We start from the raw sequence: 19,309 nt of genomic DNA on the forward strand, positions 1-19,309 counted from the left end.
GGCTACTCGACCCCGATGAGCAGCAGGGCCCCTTGCCGTCCGCCCCGGTAGACCACCGTGTCGACGCCGAGGTGTCCCTCACGCACGCGTGCTTCGAGGTGGTCGGCGATGGAGTCGGGTGCCTCGTCGCCGAGGACGAGGGTGACGAGTTCGCCGCCGGCCGAGAGCATGCGGTCCAGGACGGTCTCGGCGGCGGCGGTGACGTCCGAGCCGATGACGGCCACGTCGCCGTCGATGAGGCCGAGGACGTCGCCGGCCTGGCAGATGCCGGCCATGGTCCAGGACTGGCGCTCGGCGACGGCGACCTCGGCGTAGCGGGTCGCGCCGGCCGCCGAGGTCATCGACACGACGTCCTCGTCGAAGCGGCGTTCCGGCTCGTGCACGGCGAGCGCGGCGATGCCCTGGACGGCGGAGCGGGTCGGGATGAGGGCGACGCGGATGCCCTCCGCGCGGGCCTGCTCGGCGGCCGCGGCCGCGGTGTGGCGCAGGTCGGCGTCGTTGGGCAGCAGGACGACCTCGCGCGCGTGGGCCCGTCGTACGGCTTCGACCATCTCCCCGCTGGCGGGCGGCTCCCCGGGACGCGCGAGCACGGTGGTCGCGCCGGCCTCGGTGTACAGCCCGGCCAGGCCCTCACCGGGCACGACGGCGACGACGGCCCGCTGCACCCGCTCGCGCGGCGGCCGCTCACCGCCCCGCGTGTGCACGTCGCCGAGCCCGAAGTGCGTGATCCGGATCCGGTACGGCCGTCCGGCCTCGACTCCCGCCTCCACCGCGGCACCCGCGTCGTCGACGTGCACATGGACGTTCCACAGCCCGTCGCCGCCGACCACGACGAGCGAGTCCCCGAGCCCGTCGAGCCGCGTCCGGAGCCGGTCCACGGCCTCGTCCTCGGCCTCCAGGAGATAGATCACCTCGAAGGCGGGCCCGCCCTGCTCAGGGAGGCTGTCGGCGCACTCGTCGGCGTCACCGGGGCCTGCCGCCCCGGCCGCACGGGCCTCGACCCGAGCCGCTGCGCCGGAGTCGAAGGCCGTCTCGCCCCCGCCCGGGGAGCCGCCGCGCGGATCGCCGTAGGCCGCGGAAGCGCGGTCTCCGGGTGCCGCACCGGCCGACCCGGCCCGGCCGCCGTCAGGCGCCGCGACGCCGTCAGCCGTCTCCGCACCGCCGGTGTCCACGCGCGCGTGGAAGCCCCCCGAGCCCTCGTGGCCCGCCCGCGCGAGCCGCCCGGAGACCGCCCCCGGCGCCTCCCCCGTGAACGTCTCCACCAGCGCCCCGAGCACCGCCACCAGCCCCCGCCCCCCGGCGTCGACCACCCCGGCACGCTCCAGCACGGCCAGCTGGCCCGGAGTCGCCGCGAGAGCCTCCCGCGCCCCTTCGTAGGCGGCGCGCGCGACCACCCCGCAGCCGCCGTCGGTCGTCTCGGCCGCGTCGGCCGCCGCCGAGGCGACCGAGAGGACCGTTCCCTCGACCGGGTGAGCCACGGCCTGGCGGGCGGAGTCGGCGGCGTGCCGGAAGGCGAGCCGCAGGCCGGCGCCGTCGGTGTGAGCGGTCTCACTGTCCGCGGCGAGCACCTGGGCCATGCCGCGCAGCAGCTGCGCGAGGATCGTGCCGGAGTTGCCCCGGGCGCCTATGAGGGCGCCGTGCGCCATCGCGCGCGCCACGTCGGCCGACGACGGCTTCCCGGCGTCCCCCGAGCCGCTCCGGTGGCCTCCGGGACCGACCTCGTGGCCCTCGAACACGGCCTCGACGGCCGCGACGGCGGACTCCATGGTCAGGTACAGGTTCGTGCCGGTGTCCCCGTCGGCGACGGGGTAGACATTGATCGCGTCGATCTCCTCGCGCGCCCGCCCGAGCGCCGTCAGCGCGAGGCCGCACCAGGTGCGTACCGCGAGAGCATCGAAGAATGTCTGCGGCACCTGCGCCACCTGCGCCTCCCTGAGCTGCCCGGACGTGGACGCAGCGTAGACCCCGGAGAGGGGTCCGCCGGAAGAGGGCCTGGAGCAGGCCACTGAGCAGCCATGGTAGTTTCGTTCTACTGGCGCAGTCGTTGTATGCTGCTCCGGTTGCCCGATCCTGATCGGGCCATTCCCCCTGGCAGCGCCACCAAGATCTCTGATCCTACGATCTCGATCCCGGCATGCCGGGATCTATCCGTAAGTGCATCTGAAGTCTTTGGAGTGACCCGTGGCTGCCAACTGCGACGTCTGCGGCAAGGGGCCGGGCTTCGGCAACAACATCTCGCACTCGCACCGCCGTACGTCCCGTCGCTGGAACCCGAACATCCAGCGCGTCCGTACCGTGGTCGGCGGGACGCCGAAGCGCGTGAACGCTTGCACCTCGTGCATCAAGGCCGGCAAGGTCTCGCGCTGACGCACAGTTAAGCGCGCGGCCACTGCTGGTTCGCTGTAAGTAGCCGGTCCACCGTGAGGTGGGTCGGCTTCTTGCTGTACCTGACAAGCACCCGTCGGTCAGACGTCCGACGGTCAGAGGGCCCACCCGTGATCCACGGGCCCGATCCCCCCGCCCAGCGCGAACCCGCCCCTGATCGCCCCGGTGACGTACTCCTTGGCCGCCGCCACCGCCTCCGGCACGGACTGCCCCTTGGCGAGGTACGAGGCGATCGCCGAGGCGAGCGTGCAGCCCGTGCCGTGGGTGTGCCGGTTGTCGTAGCGGGGCGAGCGCAGCCAGTGCTCCTGCGAGCCGTCGGTGAGCAGGTCGACGGCGTCGCCGGTGAGATGGCCGCCCTTGATGAGCGCCCACCGCGGCCCGTACGCGAGGACGGCGGCCGCGGCCCGGCGGAGGTCCTGCTCGGCCTCCACCCGTACGCCGGTGAGTTGGGCCACCTCGTCGAGGTTCGGTGTCGCCACCGTGGCCACCGGCAGCAGCTTCGTCCGTACGGAGTCCAGCGCGGAAGCGGCCAGCAGCGAGTCGCCGTGCTTGGAGATGCCGACCGGGTCGACGACGGCCGGGGCGTCGGTGCCGCCGATCAACTCGGCCACCGCCTCGACGAGTTCCGCCGAGGCGAGCATGCCGGTCTTCACGGCCTGTACGCCGATGTCGTCGACGACACTGCGGTACTGGGCGCGAACGGCCGCCACGGGCAGTTCCCAAGCCCCCTGCACGCCGAGGGAGTTCTGCGCGGTGACGGCCGTGACGACGCTCATGCCATGCACGCCGAGCGCGAGCATCGTCTTCAAGTCGGCCTGGATTCCGGCGCCTCCGCCCGAGTCGGAGCCCGCGACCGTCAGTACCCTCGGCGGCGCGCCCGAAGACGTCACGACTCGATGTCCCCGAAGTGGTCCCAGCCGCCCTTGCTGGTCCAGGGCGCCCCGTCGACCGTCACCTGGGGCAGCGCCGAGGGGTTGAGGACCTCGCCGATGACCTTCCAGCGGGCCGGCAGCTTCACGTCCGGCGGGAAGGTCGCCACGATCGCGTGGTCCTCTCCCCCGGTGAGCACCCACTGCATGGGGTCGACACCGACGGCCTGCCCGATGTCGTTCATCTGGGACGGGATGTCGATGGCGCCGGAGCGGATGTCGATGCGGACCTTGCTGGCCTCGGCGATGTGCCCGAGGTCGGCGATCAGCCCGTCGCTCACGTCGCACATCGCGGTCGCGCCGAGCCCGGCGGCCGCGGGGCCCGCGTGGTACGGCGGTTCGGGGCGCCGGTGCGCCTCCACGAAGGCGCGCGGCGAGCGGAAGCCGCGGGAGAGCACCGCGAACCCGGCCGCGGACCAGCCCAGCCAGCCGGTCACCGCGACGAGGTCGCCGGGCTGTGCGCCGCCGCGGGTCACGGGCTCCTGGTTGCGCAGATCGCCGAGCGCGGTGATGGAGACCATGATCGTGTCTCCTCGTACGACATCACCGCCCACGACCGACGCTCCCGCCACCTGGCACTCGTCGCGCAGCCCGTCCATGAGCTCGCTCGGCCAGGTGACCGGGAGCTCGGCCGGCACGACCAGACCGAGCAGGAGCGCCGTCGGTACGGCGCCCATGGCGGCGATGTCCGCGAGGTTCTGCGCGGCGGCCTTGCGGCCCACGTCGTAGGCCGTGGACCAGTCGCGGCGGAAGTGCCGCCCCTCCAGGAGGATGTCGGTGCTGGCCACGACCCGGCGATCGGGAGCGGCCACCACCGCGGCGTCGTCGCCGGGGCCGACCCGGACCGACGGGGTGGTGGTGAGACGGGAGGTGAGCTCCCTGATGAGCCCGAACTCCCCGAGCTCACCAACAGTGCCCTTCATTGCCCTTTCGCCCCTTCTGTCCCTTGCTGTGCCCGGTCGCGCGTGACCAGTGTCCTCGATACGGTCGAAGAGACCGTCAACTTCTGTCATGCCCGCACCCCGGCGCGGAGGCCGCGGGCCCCGCGGGTCTCCCCGCGGCGAGCGGCGACGCGATACCGTGGCGTTCCTTTTCCCCACATGATCCTCGTGGCCGCCCTGGAGGTTCCGTGGTACAGGCGTACATCCTGATCCAGACGGAGGTCGGCAAAGCGTCGACCGTCGCCGAGACGATCAGCAAGATTCCTGGGGTGATCCAGGCCGAGGACGTGACAGGACCTTATGACGTGATCGTGCGGGCGCAGGCCGACACCGTGGACGACCTGGGCCGCATGGTGGTCGCGAAGGTCCAGCAAGTGGACGGCATCACTCGTACCCTGACCTGCCCGGTCGTCCATCTGTAGCCCCCGTCTACCCTTGGCCGGTGAACTTCTTCCGTCACCGGCACCGCACTGTCTTCGGGCTGCCCGCCCTGGCCCTGCTGATCGTCACCACAGGGTGCTCCTCAGCAGACGACAGTGACTCGGTGACGGTTCCCAGCCCCACGGCGAAGGTCGCGAAGCTGTGCCGAAACCTGGACAGTGTCCTGCCGGACAAGGTCGACGGTCTCGGCCGGCATGACCCCGAGCCCGCGTCCGCGCTGACGGCGGGCTGGGGAAGCCCGGCGATCATACTGCGCTGCGGTGTCACCCGGCCGCCGAAGATGGTCGACCCCAAGGTCGCCACCGGCAGCGACCCCAAGGCGATAGCGGGCGAGGTGAACGGCGTCGAGTGGCTCATGGAGAAGCAGGACGACGGGTCGACCCGCTTCACCACGGCCAACCGACAGGCGTACGTCGAGGTGACGGTGCCCGAGGGGCGGGACACCGCGGGGATGCTGACCGACATGGCCTCGTCGGTCAAGAAGGCGATCCCCTTCGGGAAATGAACCGTACGGCTCCTAGCGGAGCCCCGTGGAGCGCCTGAGCGCAGCCTGGATCAGCCGGTCCACCAGCTCCGGGTAGCCGATCCCGCTCGCCTGCCACATCTGCGGGTACATCGAGATCGGGGTGAAGCCCGGCATCGTGTTGATCTCGTTGATCACGAACTCCCCGTCCTCGGTGAGGAAGAAGTCCGCGCGGACCAGCCCCTCGCAGGAGGCCGCCTCGAAGGCATCGACGGCGAGTCGCTGGACCTCCGCCGTCTCCTGCGCAGTCAGCGGGGCCGGGACCAGACCCGGGGTCGAGTCGATGTACTTCGCCTCGAAGTCGTAGTACGCGTGCGCGTCCGGCGGCGGGATCTCCGCGGGGACCGAGGCCCGCGGGCCGTCCTCGAACTCCAGGACACCGCACTCGATCTCCCGGCCGCGCAGCGCCGCCTCGACGAGGATCTTCGGGTCGTGCCGCCGGGCCTCGGCGATCGCCTCGTCCAGCCCGGACGGGTCGTCGACCTTGGTGATGCCGATCGACGAGCCCGCGCGCGCGGGCTTCACGAACAGCGGCCAGCCGTGCTCAGCGGCCAGGTCGACGATCTTCTTGCGGGCGGCCGACTCGTCCTGCTCCCACTCGCGGGGCCGAATCACCACGTACGGGCCGACCTTGAGCCCGAAGGAGGTGAACACCCGCTTCATGTACTCCTTGTCCTGGCCGACGGCCGAGGCGAGCACGCCCGAGCCGACGTAGGGGACTCCGGAGAGCTCCAGGAGGCCCTGGAGGGTGCCGTCCTCGCCGTAGGGGCCGTGCAGGACGGGGAAGACGACGTCGACCTCGCCGAGCGCCTTGGGCACCGATCCCGGCTCGCTGTAGACGACTTCACGGTTCGCGGGGTCGACGGGGAGCACCACGCCGCCCTCCTGCGACTCGGCGAGCGCCTCGATGTCGGGCGTACGGCGGTCGCTGATCGCCATGCGCTCCGGATCGTCGGCGATGAGGGCCCACCGCCCGTCCCGGGTGATACCGATCGGCAGGACCTCGTACTTGGTCCGGTCGATGGCCTTGAGGACGGCGCCGCCGGTGACCACGGAGATCCCGTGTTCGGAGCTGCGCCCGCCGGACACGACGGCCACGCGCGGCTTGCGAGGCGGCTGCTCGGGGCTCTGGGGGAGGTTCTCGGTGCTCATATCGCGTTGAGAGTACCCGTTGGTAGAGCCCCGATACAGCGTGGCTCGAGAGGCGTCGCTCAGCGTCGTTCGGGCTTCGCGCTGCGCGACATCAGCTCCTTGACGGCGACCACCGGAGGCTTGCCCTCGTGCACGATCGCGACGACCGTCTCGGTGATCGGCATGTCGACGCCGTGCCGGCGCGCCAGATCCAGCACGGACTCACAGGACTTGACGCCCTCGGCGGTCTGCTTGGTGACCGCGATGGTCTCCTGGAGAGTCATGCCCTTGCCGAGGTTGGTGCCGAAGGTGTGGTTGCGGGACAGCGGCGAGGAGCAGGTCGCCACCAGGTCGCCGAGACCGGCGAGTCCGGAGAACGTCAGCGGGTCGGCGCCCATCGCCAGCCCCAGGCGCATCGTCTCGGCGAGACCGCGCGTGATGAGCGAGCCCTTGGTGTTGTCGCCGAGCCCCATGCCGTCCGCGATACCGACGGCGAGCCCGATGACGTTCTTCACGGCACCGCCCAGCTCGCAACCGATCACGTCCGTCTCGGTGTACGGCCTGAAGTACGGCGTGTGGCAAGCCGACTGGAGCCGCCGGGCCACCGTCTCGTCCGTGCACGCGACCACCGCGGCGGCCGGCATGCGGGCCGCGATCTCGCGGGCGAGGTTGGGTCCGGTGACCACGGCGATGCGGTTGCGGCCGACCTTGGCGACGTCCTCGACGACCTCGCTCATCCGCATGGCGGAGCCGAGTTCGACGCCCTTCATGAGGGAGACGAGGACCGTGTCGGGCGCGAGCAGCGGCACCCACTCGGCGAGGTTGCCGCGCAACGTCTGTGAGGGGACGGCCAGTACGGTGAAGTCGGCGTCGCGCGCGGCCTCGGCGGCGTCCGTCGTCGCCCGCAGATTCACCGGGAGTTCGACGCCGGGGAGGTAGTCCGGGTTGGTGTGCGTGGAGTTGACCGCATCCGCGAGTTCGGCGCGACGGCCCCACAGGGTGACCTCGCAGCCCGCGTCGGCCAGCACCATGCCGAAGGCGGTGCCCCACGATCCGGTGCCGAAGACGGCCGCCTTGACCGGCTTGCTCACGTGCTCCGCCCCTCTTCCTGCTCGACCTTCGCCTGAGTCTGCGCGGAGGTCCTGCGCCGCTGCTCGATCCGCTCCTGGCGCGGGTCGTAGGGTGACTCGGGCGCCCTCTCGCCGCGGATCTCCTCCAGTTGGCGGGTGACCGCGGCCATGATGACCTCGGTCGCCTCCTTCAGGAGTTCCGGGCTCATCTCCTTGTCGTAGAAGCGCGACAGGTCCACGGGGGGACCCGCGAGGACGCGCGAGGTCTTGCGGGGACGGAGGTTGAGCTTCTTGGCGTACGGCGGCAGCAGTTCGTTGGCGCCCCACTGCGCGACCGGGATCACCGGGCACTTGGTCTGGAGGGCCACCCGCGCGGCGCCGGTCTTGCCGGTCATGGGCCACTGGTCGGGGTCCCGGGTGATGGTGCCCTCGGGATAGAAGGCCACGCATTCACCGCGTTCCACGGCGTCGATCGCGGCCCGGAAGGCGCTCAGCGCGTCGGTGGTCTCGCGATAGACGGGGATCTGTCCGGTGCCGCGCATGAAGGCACCGATGAATCCCTTCTTGAAAAGACCGCTCTTCGCGAGGAATCGCGGAACGCGGCCGGTGTTGTACTGAAAGTGTGCGTAGGCGAAGGGATCGACGTGCGAATTGTGGTTCACCGCGGTGATAAATCCGCCGTCGGCCGGAATGTTCTCCATTCCGCGCCAGTCCCGCTTGATCAGAACCACCAGCGGCGGTTTGGCGATCACCGCTGCGAGGCGGTACCAGAAGCCGATTCTGCGGCGGGGCACGCGGACACCTTCCTCTAGGGCCTGGGGGGCCGCACAAGTGTCGCCCCAGGCCGACGGTCTGTCGAGAACACCGTACGCCTAGCGGCGACGACCGCCAGATTGCCCAGGTGACGGCTGAGTGACAATGCTCGCGACAAGAGAGGGACGGAACGCTCGTGCAGTGGACCTTGGTCATACCCCTGAAGCCCCTGGCTCGCGCCAAGAGCAGGCTCTCGGACACCGCCGCCGACGAGTTGCGTCCTGGCCTGGCCCTCGCCTTCGCCCAGGACACGGTGGCGGCCGCGCTGGCCAGCCCCGCGGTCGCCGATGTGGCAGTCGTCACGAACGACCCCCTGGCCGCCCGGGAGCTGACCGCCCTGGGCGCCCGAATCGTCCCCGACGAGCCGCGCGCGGGCCTGAACGCGGCGCTGGCGTATGGAGCGGGTGCCGTACGTGCTCGGCGCCCCGAAAGCGCGGTGGCAGCCCTGAATGCCGACCTGCCGGCTCTGCGCCCGCTGGAATTGGCCCGGGTTCTGGACGCGGCCGCCGAATTCCCGCGCGCCTTTCTGCCGGATGCGGCAGCAATCGGTACGACGCTACTGGCAGCCCGGGAAGGCCAGGAATTGCGCCCGACTTTCGGAACGGATTCCCGGGCCCGGCATCGCGCCTCGGGGGCGGTGGAACTGTGTCTCACGGGGGTGGATTCCGTACGCCAGGACGTGGACACCGGTGAGGACCTGCGGATGGCGCTGGCCCTGGGGGTGGGACCCCGGACGGCGGCTGTGTCAGCAGGGCTGTTGATTCCCGACCTCTAGGGGCGTGGGGCTGTATCGATATGCGGCTCCGCCACGTGGGCGCGACCAGCCACAACGGACCCGCACCCGACAACGAACCACTACCCTGACGACCATGCAGGCCACCGCTTACACATACGACGCGGAATCCAGAACCGGCAGCGTGCTGCTCGACGACGGCACCCCGGTCCCTTTTGAGGCACCCGCATTCGATGCAGGGGGCCTCCGGCTCCTGCGCCCCGGCCAACGCGTCCGCATCGAACTGGACGACGCCAAGATCACCCTCGTGACCCTCCAGACCTTCTGAACCCCCTGAACACGCCGCGGGCCGGACTCCGTCACGGAGTCCGGCCCGGCGCGTGAGTACCCCTGCGCCCCTACCTCTTGCGGGCGGTGGTCTTCTTGGCGGTGGTCGTACGAGCCGCCGACTTCTTGGCGGGGGCCTTCTTGGCCGTCGCCTTCTTCGCCGGGGCCTTCTTGGCCGTCGCCTTCTTGGCGGTGGTCTTCTTCGCGGCGGTGGTCTTGGCGGCGCCCGTGGTCTTCTTGGCCGTCGTCTTCTTCGCCGTGGTCTTCTTCGCGGTCGCCGTGGTCTTCTTGGCGGTCGTCTTCTTCGCCGTGGTCTTCTTCGCGGCGGCCGTCGCCTTCTTCGCCGGGGCGGCCTTCTTCGCGGCGGCCTTCTTGACCGTCGCCGAAGCCCCGCCGGTCAGGCTGCCCTTGGGCGCCTTCTTGACCGCGACGTCGTTCTTCGGGAGCTTCTTCGTGCCGCTCACCAGGTCCTTGAAGCCCTGGCCGGCACGGAAGCGCGGAACGGAGGTCTTCTTGACCCGAACCCGCTCGCCCGTCTGGGGGTTGCGGGCGTACCGAGCCGGACGGTCGACCTTCTCGAACGAACCGAAGCCGGTGACCGAGACCCGGTCCCCCGCCACGGTCGCGCGGACGATGGCGTCCAGGACCGCGTCGACCGCGTCGGCGGCCTGCTGACGGCCACCGACCTTGTCGGCAATCGCTTCTACGAGCTGCGCCTTGTTCACGTCTTCCCCTTCGGAGACATTGCCCGAACGAAACTGTTCAGGCTTTTTCGCACGTTAGGCAGATATATACCGCAAATCAAACACGAAACGGGCTTATCACCCTTGTGCCGCAACGGTTTCGGCTGTCTCGGACTTGTTCAGCGTTCCTCTTCGGGGAATCGACCCGCGTCGAGGTCCGCCGTGAAGGCCTCCAGACGCCTTGCCGCATCGGCGAGATCGTGCTTGGCCGCGGCCGTAATGACCAGCAGCTTCCGGGTCAGCGCCATCCGTACGCCCTCCGGGACTTGCAGTGCGCGCACTCTTGTGTGCGCTTCCTTGAGTTGGTCCGCGACTGCCGCATAGAGCTTGAGTTGGCCGTCGTGTTCCATGCACAGATTGTGCCATCTGGGGCGAGTTGTCGCCTGCTCAGGGTGCAACTGCCGCCTCAAACGGCCTTCCGGGCGCTTGCGGAAGCCGCGGCTTCACCTGTCGCGTACCCCGGCAACACCCCTCCTAACGTGGGAAGTTGAGGACCGTCACGGGCGCGTGCAGGGCCGTTCGGGTGCAGACACAGCCGTACCCCCGATCGGGCTGATCGGGGGTACGGCGGGGGTGTTGCGGTGGCCGAAAGTCGACCTGTTGGACGGCTCCGGGTCAGACCTCGAGCGTCCGCGGCTTGTACGAGGGGCGCTTGGCCTCGTAGGCGGCGATGTCCTCCTCGTTCTGGAGGGTGATGGAGATGTCGTCCAGGCCGTTCAGCAGCCGCCAGCGGGAGTTCTCGTCCAGCTCGAAGCTCGCGGTGATGCCCTCGGCGCGCACCTCGCGGGCCTCCAGGTCGACCGTGATCTCGGCCTCGGGGTCGTTCTCGGTGAGCTCCTGGAGCGCGTCCACGATCTTTTGGTCCAGAACCACCGTGAGCAGGCCGTTCTTGAGCGAGTTACCGCGGAAGATGTCGGCGAACCGGGAGGAGATGACGGCCTTGAAGCCGTAGTTCTGCAGCGCCCACACGGCGTGCTCACGGGAGGAGCCGGTGCCGAAGTCGGGGCCGGCGACCAGGACCGTGGCGCCCTTGCGCTCGGGCTGGTTGAGGATGAATTTCTCGTCCTTGCGCCAGGCCTCGAACAGACCGTCCTCGAACCCGTCCCTGGTCACCTTCTTGAGCCAGTGAGCAGGGATGATCTGGTCGGTGTCGACGTTGGAGCGGCGCAGCGGGACGGCCCGGCCGGTGTGCGTGGTGAATGCTTCCATGACTCTCAGACTCCAGCGGGCACAGGGGCGTCGGACAGGTCGGCGGGCGAGGCCAGGTGGCCCAGCACGGCGGTCGCGGCGGCGACCTGCGGCGAGACCAGGTGCGTACGCCCGCCCTTGCCCTGCCGGCCCTCGAAGTTGCGGTTGGAGGTGGACGCGGAGCGCTCACCGGGGGCCAGCTGGTCCGGGTTCATGCCCAGACACATCGAGCAGCCCGCGTGCCGCCATTCGGCGCCGGCCTCCTTGAAGACGACGTCCAGGCCCTCGGAGACGGCCTGCAGACCGACCCGCGCGGAGCCGGGGACGACCAGCATCCGTACGCCGTCGGCGACTTTGCGGCCCTTGACGAGTTCGGCGGCGGCGCGCAGGTCCTCGATACGGCCGTTGGTGCACGAACCTACGAAGACGGTGTCCACCTTGATGGAGCGCAGCGGCTGGCCGGCCTCCAACCCCATGTATTCCAGGGCCTTTTCGGCGGCGAGGCGCTCCGAAGCGTCTTCGTACGAAGCGGGATCGGGGACGTCCGCCGAAAGCGGCGCGCCCTGGCCGGGGTTGGTGCCCCAGGTGACGAACGGCGACAGTTCCTCGGCCTTGATGACGACCTCGGCGTCGAACTCCGCGTCCTCGTCCGACTTCAGCGTCTTCCAGTACGCGACGGCCGCGTCCCAGTCCTCGCCCTTGGGGGCGTGCACCCGGCCCTCGAGGTAGTCGAAGGTGGTCTGGTCGGGGGCGATCATGCCCGCGCGGGCGCCGGCCTCGATCGACATGTTGCAGATGGTCATCCGGGCCTCCATCGAGAGCTTCTCGATGGCGGAGCCGCGGTACTCCAGGACGTAGCCCTGGCCGCCGCCGGTGCCGATGCGGGCGATGATCGCCAGGATCAGGTCCTTGGCGGTGACGCCCTCGGGCAGCTCGCCGTCGACCGTGATGGCCATGGTCTTCGGGCGGACCAGCGGCAGCGTCTGGGTGGCCAGCACATGCTCCACCTGGGAGGTGCCGATACCGAACGCCAGACCGCCGAAGGCGCCGTGCGTGGAGGTGTGGGAGTCGCCGCAGACGACCGTCATACCGGGCTGGGTCAGACCCAGCTGCGGGCCCACGACGTGCACGACGCCCTGCTCGACGTCGCCCAGCGAGTGCAGGCGCACACCGAACTCGGCGGCGTTCTTGCGCAGCGTCTCCAGCTGGACACGGGAGACCGGGTCCGCGATGGGCTTGTCGATGTCGAGGGTCGGGGTGTTGTGATCCTCGGTGGCGATGGTCAGGTCGAGCCTGCGCACCGGGCGACCGCTCTTGCGAAGGCCGTCGAAGGCCTGCGGGCTGGTCACTTCGTGCAGCAGGTGCAGATCGATGAAGAGGAGGTCGGGCTCGCCCTCGGCGCGCCGGACGACGTGGTCGTCCCAGACCTTCTCCGCGAGTGTCCTACCCATCGCTTTCCCTCCGGCCGGCAAATGGTGCGCCGGCCCAACTAGAGATCTTCAGGAAGCGGCGCCCGCACCCCCTGGTTGCCCGGGCAGCCGCCGTCAGGCCCGTTGGTCTGCGGGCCGCTGTGTATCCAAGGGTTGCGCGTCTCACGAAAAAAGGAACTTGCGTTTCACAGAGTGAGACGTGAGTATCGTTTCATGGACAACAGTAGCGGCGTCGGCGTTCTGGACAAGGCAGCCCTTGTCCTCAGCGCCCTGGAGTCCGGTCCGGCCACCCTCGCGGGTCTTGTGGCGGCCACCGGACTGGCACGACCCACGGCCCACCGGCTGGCCGTGGCCTTGGAACACCACCGTATGGTGGCGCGCGACATGCAGGGCCGTTTCATTCTCGGCCCCCGCCTGGCGGAGCTGGCCGCGGCCGCGGGCGAGGACCGCCTCCTCGCCACCGCCGGCCCGGTGCTCACGCATCTCCGCGACATCACCGGCGAGAGCGCGCAGCTCTACCGCCGCCAGGGCGACATGCGCATCTGCGTCGCCGCGGCGGAGCGGCTGTCCGGCCTGCGGGACACCGTCCCGGTCGGCTCGACGCTCACGATGAAGGCCGGCTCCTCGGCCCAGATCCTGATGGCCTGGGAGGAGCCCGAGCGCCTCCACCGCGGCCTCCAGGGCGCCCGTTTCACGGCCACCGCGCTCTCGGGCGTACGACGCCGGGGCTGGGCCCAGTCCATCGGCGAGCGCGAGCCGGGCGTCGCGTCCGTCTCCGCGCCCGTACGCGGCCCCTCCAACCGTGTCGTGGCCGCCGTCTCGGTCTCCGGCCCCATCGAGCGCCTGACGCGCCACCCGGGCCGTATGCACGCCCAGGCGGTCATCGACGCCGCCGCCCGCCTCTCCGAGGCCCTGCGCCGCACCGGCTGACGGACCCGGGACACCACAGCGGGGAGGACCTGCCCCAACGCCGCGGCAGGCCCTCCCCGTCCCCCGATCCCCCCGTCACCTGGCTTCTTCGGCCACCTTCGCCTCGCCGGCCCGCGCCGACCGGTCCTTCGCGTACCGCCCCCGCTTCTCCAGCGGCACCTGCCCATGCGCCGCAGCGAGCCCGAACGCCGGCATGTCCCCGTAGACCGCCTCGTACGACCCCTCGGGCACCACATAGGCCTCGTGCCAGATCCCCACATGCCCCTTCAACGCGCCCTCCCGCTCCTTGCGGTTGAGCAGGGCCCATATCCGGTGGTGGAGCATCTCCGGCGAGTGCGCGTAGGCGTAGAGCTTCTCCTTGGACTCCCAGTACTGGACCACGTAGTACGTCCGCGGCGACGCCGTCAGCATCACCTTGCCCAGCAGCCCGCGGCTCGGGTCCTTCCCCAGCTCGGCCAGCATGCGGAACATCGACAGCATCACCAGCCCCCACTGGTGCACCGCCCAGAAGTGGTTGACCCGCATCCCGATGAGGAGGACCACGACCTCCCCCTCGGCATCGGCGGTCGTACGTCCCGGCACCGGCTTCGCGAACACGGGTCCCCCAAGGCTCCCTCGTCGGACAGCAGCACTATCCTTCTCCGTGACGCTTGGATAGTGGCACTCCCCAATGAAGGGCGCAAGGCATGCGGTTGGCCGAACTGAGCGAGCGCAGTGGGGTGTCCACCGCGACGATCAAGTACTACCTGCGCGAAGGGCTGTTGGCGCCCGGCCGCCAGATCAACACGACGACGGCCGAGTACGACGAGGAGCACCTGCGCCGGCTGAAGCTGATCCGCGCGATGATCCAGGTCGGCCGGGTGCCGGTGGCGACGGTCCGGGAGGTGCTGGGGCATGTCGACGACGAGTCCCTGCCCCGCGCGATGCGGCTGGGCGCGGCACTGTGGGCCCTGCCGCAGGTGCCGGAGCCGGCCGCGGACGACGAGTTCGTCCAGGGGGCGCGGGCCGCGATGGAGGAGCTGCTGCGGACCCTGGGGTGGTCCAACGCCCAGGCCATGACGACGATCTCGCCCTCTTTCCGCTCCCTCGTGGTGGCCGCGGCCGCGCTGCGCCGCCTCGGCTACGACTGGGACCCGGCGACCCTCGTGCCCTACGCCCGGCTCATGCACCAAGTGGCCGAGCTGGACATGGAGTTCATGGAGTCGCATGTCTCGGAGGCCGAGAAGGCGGAGGTCGCGGTGCTGGGTGTGGTGCTGGTCGAGCCGATGCTCCAGGCGCTGCACCGGCTGGCGCAGGAGGAGGAGTCGACGCGGAGGTACGGCTACGAGTAGGGCGCCGGGAACGGCGAAGGCCCCCCACCGAAGTGGAGGGCCTTCACTCTGCGTACCCCCGACCGGATTCGAACCGGCGCTACCGCCTTGAGAGGGCGGCGTGCTAGGCCGCTACACAACGGGGGCCCTAGCGATCCTGCAAGCGTTTGACTTACAACGCCGCAGGTCCGAGCTGGTCTACCTGGACTCGAACCAAGAATGACGGTACCAGAAACCGTAGTGTTGCCAATTACACCATAGACCAATAAGGTTTAAACCTTTTCGTACCCCCGACCGGATTCGAACCGGCGCTACCGCCTTGAGAGGGCGGCGTGCTAGGCCGCTACACAACGGGGGCCCTAGCGATCCTGCATCGAGGTCGGCGGGAGCTACCCTGACCATCCTCGCGGGAAGGATCTGTACCCCCGACCGGATTCGAACCGGCGCTACTGCCTTGAGAGGGCAGCGTGCTAGGCCGCTACACAACGGGGGCTTCGCGGAGTTGATCTCCGCCTGCAGATGAGCTCTGCGAGCTGGCCTACCTGGACTCGAACCAAGACTAACTGAACCAGAATCAGTCGTGCTGCCAATTACACCATAGGCCACTGGAACGCAAGCCCCGAAGGGGATCTTGTTCTAGTTTGCTCCGTCGGTTCCGGCCTTTCGGCCCGCTCTCCGGCGGCGCAGGAAGAACATTACCCGAAGGTGGACGGGGCTCCAAAACGGGTATCCGCGCCGAGGATCGCGGGGAGTTCGGCGAGCGTGGCGATCCGGTGGAGGCCGACGGGTGCCGCGTCGGTCGCGTACACGCCGTCGCGGTCGATCCAGAAGGAGCGCAGACCGGCCTCGGCGGCACCGCGTCCGTCGATCTCCGGGTGGTCACCGACGTAGGCCACCTGCTCCGGGGCGAGTTCCAGGGCCTCGCAGGCCGCGTGGAAGGCGCCGGCCTCCGGCTTGGAGACGCCGAGTTCGGCGGCGCACAGGACGGCCTCGAAGCGGTCGTACACGCCGAGGGCGCGCAGCTTGCGGTCCTGGACGTGGATGCTGGAGTTGGAGAGCACCGCGTGCCGGTGGCTGGCGGCGAGGGCGTCCAGGACGGGCAGGACGTCCGGGAAGAGGGCCCAGACCGTCTCGTAGTGCGCGACGTACCGCTCGAACCAGGCGTCGGCCTCCGCGTCGCTCAGCGCCCGGCCCAGGAATGCCCGCACCCGGTCCCGGCGCTGTCCCTGGAAGTCGACCTCCCCCGCCGAGAACCGCGCCCACTGGACGTCGGTGATCTCCCGCCAGCTCACGATGGCCTGCTCGACACTCTCGTACGCCTCCAACAGCCCCTCGGCCGCGAGGTGCAGGCGCATTCCGGCGCGGTCGGCACCGGTGTAGTCGAAGATGGTGTCGTCCACGTCCCACACGACGGCACGAATGCTCATGATCCGACCGTAACCCGGGAGTTGGCGCCCTGTCCGGGGGACGGCGAAGGGGCGGCGCCCGGTGGCCCGGGTGCCGCCCCTCACGTGCGCGTGCGTTACGCCGCCAGCTTCGCCAGGGCCGCGTCGATGCGGGCCAGGGTCGTCTCCTTGCCCAGGACTTCCAGGGACTCGAAGAGGGGCAGGCCGATCGTGCGGCCGGTGACGGCGACGCGGACCGGGGCCTGGGCCTTGCCGAGCTTGAGGCCGTGGGCCTCGCCCGCCGCGAGGACGGCTTCCTTGAGGGACTCCGCGGAGGTCCAGTCCGCCGACTCCAGCTTCTCGCGGGCCGTCGTCAGGAGAGCGTCGCTGCCTTCCTTCATGGCCTTCGTCCAGCTCGGCTCGTCGAAGACCGGCTCCGGCAGGAACAGGAAGTCGACGTTGTCCGTGATCTCCGAGAGGACCTTCAGACGGGTCTGGGCGTGCGGGGCGATCGCGTGCCACTTCGCCTCGTCGAAGTCCTCCGGCGCCCAGGGGGCGAACGGGGCCCGCAGCCAGGGGGCGCAGCGCTCGGTGAAGTCCTTCACGTCGAGCAGGCGGATGTGGTCGCCGTTGATCGACTCGCACTTCTTGAGGTCGAAGCGGGCCGGGTTGGGCTGGACGTCCGCGATGTCGAAGGCCGCGACCATCTCGTCGATCGTGAAGATGTCCTGGTCGGCCGAGAGCGACCAGCCGAGCAGCGAGAGGTAGTTGAGCAGCCCCTCGGGCAGGAAGCCGCGCTCGCGGTACAGGTTGAGCGAGGACTCCGGGTCGCGCTTGGAGAGCTTCTTGTTGCCCTCGCCCATCACGTACGGCAGGTGGCCGAAGGACGGCGTCCCCTTGGCGATGCCCAGCTCGGTCAGCGCCTTGTACAGCGCGATCTGGCGCGGGGTGGAGGAGAGCAGGTCCTCGCCGCGCAGGACGTGGGTGATCTCCATCAGGGCGTCGTCGACCGGGTTGACCAGGGTGTACAGCGGGGCGCCGTTCGCCCGCACGATGCCGTAGTCCGGCACGTTCTCCGGGGTGAACGTCAGCTCGCCGCGGACCAGGTCCGTGAAGGTGATCGTCTCGTCGGGCATGCGGAAGCGGACGATGGGGGCACGGCCCTGCGCCTCGTACTCCTCGACCTGCGCGGCGGTCAGCTCGCGGCAGTGGCCGTCGTAGCCGGAGGGCTTGCCGGCGGCGCGGGCGGCCTCGCGGCGGGTGTCCAGCTCCTCCTGGGAGCAGTAGCAGCGGTACGCGTGGCCGGCGTCCAGGAGCTTCTGCGCGACCTCCTTGTAGAGGTCCATGCGCTGCGACTGGCGGTAGGGCGCGTGCGGGCCGCCGATCTCGGGGCCCTCGTCCCAGTCGAAGCCCAGCCAGCGCATCGAGTCGAGCAGCTGCTCGTAGGACTCCTCGGAGTCGCGGGCCGCGTCGGTGTCCTCGATGCGGAAGACGAGCGTGCCCTGGTGGTGCTTGGCGAACGCCCAGTTGAACAGGGCGGTGCGGACCAGGCCCACGTGGGGGTTACCGGTGGGCGAGGGGCAGAAACGTACGCGGACGGGTGCGCTAGCCACGCTTGACAACCTTGTTGGTGAGAGTGCCGATGCCTTCGATGGTGACGGCGACCTCGTCGCCGACGGTGAGCGGTCCGACGCCTGCCGGGGTGCCCGTGAGGATCACGTCGCCGGGGAGCAGCGTCATGGCCTCGGAGATGTTGACGATCAGATCCTCGATCGGGTGGATCATCTCGCTGGTGCGGCCGAGCTGGCGCTGCTGGCCGTTGACCGTGAGCTGGATCGTGAGATCGCTCGGGTCGAGGTCGGTCTCCACCCAGGGGCCGAGCGGGCAGGAGGTGTCGAAGCCCTTGGCCCGCGCCCACTGCTTCTCGCGCTTCTGGACGTCGCGTGCGGTGATGTCGTTGGCGCAGGTGTAGCCGAGGATGACGTCCTTGACGCGCTCCCGCGGGACCTCGCGGCACATACGGCCGATGACCACGGCCAGCTCGGCCTCGTGGTGGAGTTCCTCGGAGAAGGACGGGTACTGGATCTCGTCGCCGGAGCCGATCACCGAGGTGGACGGCTTGAAGAAGGCGAACGGGACGTCGGGGACGTCGTTGCCCAGTTCCCGCGCGTGCTCGGCGTAGTTGCGGCCGTAGGCCACGACCTTGTTGGGGAGCACCGGCGGCAGCAGCCGGACCTTGCTCAGCGGGACCTTCGTACCGGAGAGCTCGAAGTCCGCGAACGGGATGCCCTTGATGATGTCGAGGACGAGCTCGTCAGGCTTGTCGCCCTCGACCGCGCCGAAGGCGACGTTCCCGTCGATGGAGAATCTGGCGATGCGCACGGGATCCTTGCGCCCCTCACTTGAGCCGTCTGGAGTCTGACGCTCCAGGCTAACGCGGCAGGGGCCGGCGCCTCGCGCATTACGGCGGGCGCCCGGTGGTCGTACGGACGAGCGTGATCTACTCGGCGGTGGCGGAGACCGGGACGTCCATGAGGATCGTGCGGCGCGGGTTGGCGGTCTGGGCCGGGAGGTCGACGGAGTGCTCCGGGAGCTCCGGGGTCTGCAGGTCGTCGGCGTCCTCGAGGTGCGCCAGCGTCGTGCGCCGCGGGTTGGCTATGTTGCGGAACATCATCGTCGTCTTCACGGTTGTACGAGACCTTGTCGTCTTCGGGCGCCGGACGGGCCCCAAGGGGCCGGTGGCAGGCGCGGGTTGGCAAAGTGTTACGTCATGTAAAGCGTCAGGCTAAACATGGGATTCCCCTCCGAAGGCGTGAAGACCCCATGATCGGCATGTGAGTTTGCTCACGAGGTGAGACACAAAGCGGTCAATTCAGGCCCACAAGTCACCCCAACGAAACGGACATTGGCCCCCTGAAGCCACCATTCCGCTCCTGATCATGGCGACTGGGACACCCTTGTCACACAAGGGATCCGTTCGGGTACGTCCGGTTTTGAACGGATCACTTTCTACGTCTCGTGACGCACCCC

Annotated in this window: 22 protein-coding genes and 5 tRNA genes; 7 read left to right on the forward strand and 20 right to left on the reverse strand. The window is 69.8% G+C overall.

Annotation, left to right across the window (positions count from 1 at the left end; translation table 11 throughout):
- Nucleotides 1-2: 2 nt before the first annotated feature.
- Entirely contained in the window at nt 3-1,922 is a 1,920-nt protein-coding gene (locus ACFY0U_RS33245; protein WP_388642133.1) for a DAK2 domain-containing protein, read from the reverse strand.
- Between the two features lie 259 nt (nt 1,923-2,181).
- On the opposite strand from ACFY0U_RS33245, the gene rpmB reads away from it, so the two are divergent.
- Complete coding sequence (gene rpmB, locus ACFY0U_RS33250; protein WP_003993230.1) at nt 2,182-2,367, forward strand: 50S ribosomal protein L28; 186 nt, start codon at nt 2,182-2,184, stop codon at nt 2,365-2,367.
- A 113-nt stretch (nt 2,368-2,480) separates the two neighbouring features.
- Here rpmB and thiD read toward each other — a convergent pair whose 3' ends face one another.
- Both thiD and ACFY0U_RS33260 read right to left on the reverse strand, forming a co-directional pair.
- Nucleotides 2,481-3,275 carry a bifunctional hydroxymethylpyrimidine kinase/phosphomethylpyrimidine kinase gene (thiD, locus tag ACFY0U_RS33255; protein ID WP_388642134.1) on the reverse strand — a complete coding sequence of 265 codons (795 nt, stop codon included), beginning with the start codon at nt 3,273-3,275 and terminating at the stop codon, nt 2,481-2,483.
- Nucleotides 3,272-4,237 carry a thiamine-phosphate kinase gene (locus tag ACFY0U_RS33260; protein WP_388642136.1) on the reverse strand — a complete coding sequence of 322 codons (966 nt, stop codon included), beginning with the start codon at nt 4,235-4,237 and terminating at the stop codon, nt 3,272-3,274. The genes thiD and ACFY0U_RS33260 overlap by 4 nt, the downstream gene beginning before the upstream one ends.
- A gap of 206 nt (nt 4,238-4,443) precedes the next feature.
- Between ACFY0U_RS33260 and ACFY0U_RS33265 the strand changes: the two genes are divergently transcribed.
- Nucleotides 4,444-4,677, forward strand: a complete 234-nt coding sequence (locus tag ACFY0U_RS33265) for an Lrp/AsnC family transcriptional regulator (RefSeq protein ID WP_003997603.1) — start codon at nt 4,444-4,446, stop codon at nt 4,675-4,677.
- 20 nt (nt 4,678-4,697) lie between these two features.
- Nucleotides 4,698-5,201 carry a DUF3515 domain-containing protein gene (locus ACFY0U_RS33270; protein ID WP_388642138.1) on the forward strand — a complete coding sequence of 168 codons (504 nt, stop codon included), beginning with the start codon at nt 4,698-4,700 and terminating at the stop codon, nt 5,199-5,201.
- A 12-nt stretch (nt 5,202-5,213) separates the two neighbouring features.
- On the opposite strand, the gene ACFY0U_RS33275 is transcribed toward ACFY0U_RS33270, so the two are convergent.
- From ACFY0U_RS33275 to ACFY0U_RS33285, 3 genes are read right to left on the reverse strand one after another with little or no spacing between them, the layout of a single operon-like run.
- A complete protein-coding gene (locus ACFY0U_RS33275) occupies nt 5,214-6,371 on the reverse strand; it encodes a D-alanine--D-alanine ligase family protein (RefSeq protein WP_388642140.1) in 1,158 nt (385 codons plus the stop codon).
- A 59-nt stretch (nt 6,372-6,430) separates the two neighbouring features.
- Nucleotides 6,431-7,441 carry an NAD(P)H-dependent glycerol-3-phosphate dehydrogenase gene (locus tag ACFY0U_RS33280; RefSeq protein ID WP_388642141.1) on the reverse strand — a complete coding sequence of 337 codons (1,011 nt, stop codon included), beginning with the start codon at nt 7,439-7,441 and terminating at the stop codon, nt 6,431-6,433.
- Nucleotides 7,438-8,214 (reverse strand): lysophospholipid acyltransferase family protein, encoded by a 777-nt coding sequence (locus ACFY0U_RS33285; protein WP_388642143.1) that lies wholly within the window; start codon nt 8,212-8,214, stop codon nt 7,438-7,440. The genes ACFY0U_RS33280 and ACFY0U_RS33285 overlap by 4 nt, the downstream gene beginning before the upstream one ends.
- A gap of 155 nt (nt 8,215-8,369) precedes the next feature.
- Between ACFY0U_RS33285 and cofC the strand changes: the two genes are divergently transcribed.
- Together cofC and ACFY0U_RS33295 are read left to right on the forward strand one after the other, a co-directional pair.
- Nucleotides 8,370-9,008 (forward strand): 2-phospho-L-lactate guanylyltransferase, encoded by a 639-nt coding sequence (gene cofC / locus ACFY0U_RS33290; protein ID WP_388642145.1) that lies wholly within the window; start codon nt 8,370-8,372, stop codon nt 9,006-9,008.
- 94 nt (nt 9,009-9,102) lie between these two features.
- Nucleotides 9,103-9,294 carry a hypothetical protein gene (locus tag ACFY0U_RS33295; RefSeq protein ID WP_388642146.1) on the forward strand — a complete coding sequence of 64 codons (192 nt, stop codon included), beginning with the start codon at nt 9,103-9,105 and terminating at the stop codon, nt 9,292-9,294.
- A 70-nt stretch (nt 9,295-9,364) separates the two neighbouring features.
- On the opposite strand, the gene ACFY0U_RS33300 is transcribed toward ACFY0U_RS33295, so the two are convergent.
- The 4 genes from ACFY0U_RS33300 to leuC all read right to left on the reverse strand — a co-directional run bounded on the left by ACFY0U_RS33300 (nt 9,365) and on the right by leuC (nt 12,675).
- The gene (locus ACFY0U_RS33300) at nt 9,365-10,018 is read right to left on the reverse strand and encodes an HU family DNA-binding protein (protein ID WP_388642148.1); all 654 of its coding nucleotides are present in this window, start codon (nt 10,016-10,018) and stop codon (nt 9,365-9,367) included.
- 137 nt (nt 10,019-10,155) lie between these two features.
- Nucleotides 10,156-10,386 carry a hypothetical protein gene (locus tag ACFY0U_RS33305; RefSeq protein WP_046258874.1) on the reverse strand — a complete coding sequence of 77 codons (231 nt, stop codon included), beginning with the start codon at nt 10,384-10,386 and terminating at the stop codon, nt 10,156-10,158.
- A 265-nt stretch (nt 10,387-10,651) separates the two neighbouring features.
- Entirely contained in the window at nt 10,652-11,245 is a 594-nt protein-coding gene (gene leuD, locus ACFY0U_RS33310) for a 3-isopropylmalate dehydratase small subunit (RefSeq protein ID WP_388642149.1), read from the reverse strand.
- A 5-nt stretch (nt 11,246-11,250) separates the two neighbouring features.
- Nucleotides 11,251-12,675: a 3-isopropylmalate dehydratase large subunit gene (gene leuC / locus ACFY0U_RS33315; RefSeq protein WP_388642151.1), complete on the reverse strand. Its 1,425-nt coding sequence runs from the start codon at nt 12,673-12,675 to the stop codon at nt 11,251-11,253.
- A gap of 192 nt (nt 12,676-12,867) precedes the next feature.
- Here leuC and ndgR point away from each other — a divergent pair, with 192 nt between their 5' ends.
- The gene (gene ndgR / locus ACFY0U_RS33320) at nt 12,868-13,584 is read left to right on the forward strand and encodes an IclR family transcriptional regulator NdgR (RefSeq protein WP_007384919.1); all 717 of its coding nucleotides are present in this window, start codon (nt 12,868-12,870) and stop codon (nt 13,582-13,584) included.
- Between the two features lie 75 nt (nt 13,585-13,659).
- Here the strand turns inward: ndgR and ACFY0U_RS33325 are convergent, their stop codons facing one another.
- On the reverse strand, nt 13,660-14,181 hold the full coding sequence (locus tag ACFY0U_RS33325; RefSeq protein WP_388642152.1) for a DUF4188 domain-containing protein: 522 nt from the start codon (nt 14,179-14,181) through the stop codon (nt 13,660-13,662).
- An 89-nt stretch (nt 14,182-14,270) separates the two neighbouring features.
- On the opposite strand from ACFY0U_RS33325, the gene ACFY0U_RS33330 reads away from it, so the two are divergent.
- The gene (locus tag ACFY0U_RS33330) at nt 14,271-14,915 is read left to right on the forward strand and encodes a MerR family transcriptional regulator (RefSeq protein WP_388642154.1); all 645 of its coding nucleotides are present in this window, start codon (nt 14,271-14,273) and stop codon (nt 14,913-14,915) included.
- A 53-nt stretch (nt 14,916-14,968) separates the two neighbouring features.
- On the opposite strand, the gene ACFY0U_RS33335 is transcribed toward ACFY0U_RS33330, so the two are convergent.
- From ACFY0U_RS33335 to ACFY0U_RS33375, 9 genes are all read right to left on the reverse strand, one after another.
- Nucleotides 14,969-15,041 (reverse strand) — tRNA-Glu (locus ACFY0U_RS33335).
- Nucleotides 15,042-15,087: 46 nt separating this feature from the next.
- Nucleotides 15,088-15,159: transfer RNA gene (locus ACFY0U_RS33340), tRNA-Gln, on the reverse strand.
- Nucleotides 15,160-15,179: 20 nt separating this feature from the next.
- A tRNA-Glu gene (locus ACFY0U_RS33345) sits at nt 15,180-15,252 on the reverse strand.
- 62 nt (nt 15,253-15,314) lie between these two features.
- Nucleotides 15,315-15,387: transfer RNA gene (locus tag ACFY0U_RS33350), tRNA-Glu, on the reverse strand.
- Nucleotides 15,388-15,427: 40 nt separating this feature from the next.
- A tRNA-Gln gene (locus ACFY0U_RS33355) sits at nt 15,428-15,499 on the reverse strand.
- Between the two features lie 90 nt (nt 15,500-15,589).
- Nucleotides 15,590-16,321: an HAD family hydrolase gene (locus ACFY0U_RS33360; RefSeq protein ID WP_388642155.1), complete on the reverse strand. Its 732-nt coding sequence runs from the start codon at nt 16,319-16,321 to the stop codon at nt 15,590-15,592.
- Nucleotides 16,322-16,416: 95 nt separating this feature from the next.
- On the reverse strand, nt 16,417-17,901 hold the full coding sequence (gene gltX, locus ACFY0U_RS33365; RefSeq protein WP_388642156.1) for a glutamate--tRNA ligase: 1,485 nt from the start codon (nt 17,899-17,901) through the stop codon (nt 16,417-16,419).
- Nucleotides 17,885-18,661: a fumarylacetoacetate hydrolase family protein gene (locus tag ACFY0U_RS33370; RefSeq protein WP_388642158.1), complete on the reverse strand. Its 777-nt coding sequence runs from the start codon at nt 18,659-18,661 to the stop codon at nt 17,885-17,887. Before ACFY0U_RS33370 ends, gltX begins: the two co-directional genes overlap by 17 nt.
- Before the next feature lie 118 nt (nt 18,662-18,779).
- Nucleotides 18,780-18,965 (reverse strand): hypothetical protein, encoded by a 186-nt coding sequence (locus ACFY0U_RS33375; RefSeq protein ID WP_046258883.1) that lies wholly within the window; start codon nt 18,963-18,965, stop codon nt 18,780-18,782.
- Nucleotides 18,966-19,309 lie beyond the last annotated feature (344 nt).

It is taken from the genome of Streptomyces sp. NPDC001536 (assembly GCF_042894505.1).
Lineage (GTDB): Bacteria > Actinomycetota > Actinomycetes > Streptomycetales > Streptomycetaceae > Streptomyces.